Origin of the sequence: Parapedobacter sp. ISTM3, from assembly GCF_016533505.1 — a bacterium.
Taxonomy (GTDB): domain Bacteria; phylum Bacteroidota; class Bacteroidia; order Sphingobacteriales; family Sphingobacteriaceae; genus Parapedobacter; species Parapedobacter luteus.
Genome location: NZ_JAENGN010000044.1, coordinates 1 through 1,688, shown reverse-complemented (window position 1 = coordinate 1,688; position 1,688 = coordinate 1). Strand labels below are relative to the sequence as shown.

Sequence of the window (1,688 nt, the reverse complement as noted above, 5' to 3'; positions counted from 1 at the left end):
CTTTGTACAGGTTTGCTTTGTGGTAATTCATCCTGCCTTACCTCGTTTTGTATTTCTTCCTTTTCCTGCTCTTCGGCAGGTTCAGGCGGTAGCTGCAAACCGTCCTTTTTAACGCCGTCTACCATCAGGTTCATCATCAGCTCTTCGTTAATGTCCGGCGTAACTTTACGTTTATTATCTTTTTCCATAGCACTACGATTGAATGATGTTTAAAAATTCGCTGATGAACAGGTCTAACTGGCAGGCTTTCATCAAACGCTCATCGGGTGGCATTATCGTAGAACGGAAAACTGTTTTGCTGTCCACTTCACTTTCCTTGCGAAAACGGGTGCTGTTCTTGATTTGGCTTTGCATCAGGCTTAACCCCAGTTGCCCGATAAGCTGATTATACACGTCATATAAGGGCGTGCTTTCCCTGCCGTCCACCTGGTTCCAAAACAGGTTAATGCTTTGTATGGAAGTTTCGCCTTTTTTCATAATTACATCCTGTAAAAGCTGTGTGAAGATGAGCGTACTTTCCATTACCACACGGTCTGCCGTGATGGGCGTGAAAATGTGGTGCATACCTGCCAATGCTTTCAGAATTCCGGGCGTGTTCACGGTTCCGGGCAGGTCGAAGAACAGCACATCAAGCGGAACAGGGGAAGTGTTTACAAATTCGTGCGCCGCATCGAGTACGCTATCCGCTTTGTGCTGCATAATGGGATAGGCTTTTTTATTGATGGTGGTAAACTGCTTATATGCCAGTTTTTTCAACGCCTCATTTTCCATTACCATTGCCAAATCACGGGTTTTCATTTTCATCAGGCTGTGCTGTGGAAAATCCGCATCAAAAACAGCTACGTTGTAGCCCAACCGATAGTGCATCGTACTGGCGACAAGCGTGGTAAATGTGCTTTTGCCAACACCGCCTTTTTGAGAAGAAAAAGCGACAAACAGAGGTTTCTTTCTTGTGTCCATATTTTTAAAATTTAAAGTTTACATCTTACTGTTTTCAGTCTTGCAGGCTTTCAGCCGTGCAGTCCTGATTTCGTGCTGTCTTTCTTGCAGGATAGCTATCAGGCTTGCCTGCGGGAATTGCTGATTGCCTGCTTTCCTGCTGTACAGCAGCAATGCTTTCATTCAGGCATCCTATCAGGCGTGATTGCGTTCTTGCATTCGTTCCGTCCGTCATTCTATCCATCACGCAGGCTTGATTGTCTGATAGCAGGCTGTCACGCTTTCCGTCATTCCTGCGCTCTTGGTTTCTTGCATTCCTGCAATCTTGCAGGCAGGATAACCTGCCATCTTGAATGTATGCCGTCTGCTCGTCCTGAAGCACGGGCTGCCTGCCTGCCTGCCTGTCAACATTCAGGGGCAAAGAACTCATCAAATTCAATCGGTTGTATAGCGGTGGCAGTGTTTGGCGTTCAGAGGCAGCATTTGGCACTGTGTCACAGTGCAACGCTATCGTAAACAGGGCTTTACTTTGTATTGTGATTTTTATTAACGGATTTATGCAAAGTCTTTTGACATATCAGGGGGTAACGGGAACGGCAACGAGCCGTTTTTCCCTGTTACATTCAATCCGTCCCGCAGGGCGGATTTTTGTGTTCACCGGAACACGGCAAGTTGTGTTTTGAGCATCTCGGAATGATTTCCGATGCTCAAAACAACTTGCCCTTTGCAGGGGGCAGAAAACACCTTCC

The 1,688-nt window shown here is 46.4% G+C and carries 2 protein-coding genes and 1 pseudogene; all 3 read right to left on the bottom strand.

Translation table 11 applies throughout. The features are described 5' to 3' along the window. Positions 1 to 188, bottom strand: a pseudogene (locus JHJ32_RS22445) (conjugal transfer protein TraB); the annotation flags it as partial. 4 nt (positions 189 to 192) lie between these two features. Next, positions 193 to 960 carry a ParA family protein gene (locus JHJ32_RS22440; protein ID WP_013632629.1) on the bottom strand — a complete coding sequence of 256 codons (768 nt, stop codon included), beginning with the start codon at positions 958 to 960 and terminating at the stop codon, positions 193 to 195. Positions 961 to 994: 34 nt separating this feature from the next. Continuing rightward, a complete protein-coding gene (locus tag JHJ32_RS22435) occupies positions 995 to 1,369 on the bottom strand; it encodes a hypothetical protein (protein ID WP_041537010.1) in 375 nt (124 codons plus the stop codon). Positions 1,370 to 1,688: the final 319 nt, after the last annotated feature.

Excerpts from the sequence above, each read along its gene's own strand:
- JHJ32_RS22440 (WP_013632629.1), bottom strand. The coding sequence starts at position 960 with ATGGACACAAGAAAGAAACCTCTGTTTGTCGCTTTTTCTTCTCAAAAA.
- JHJ32_RS22435 (WP_041537010.1), bottom strand. The coding sequence starts at position 1,369 with ATGAGTTCTTTGCCCCTGAATGTTGACAGGCAGGCAGGCAGGCAGCCC.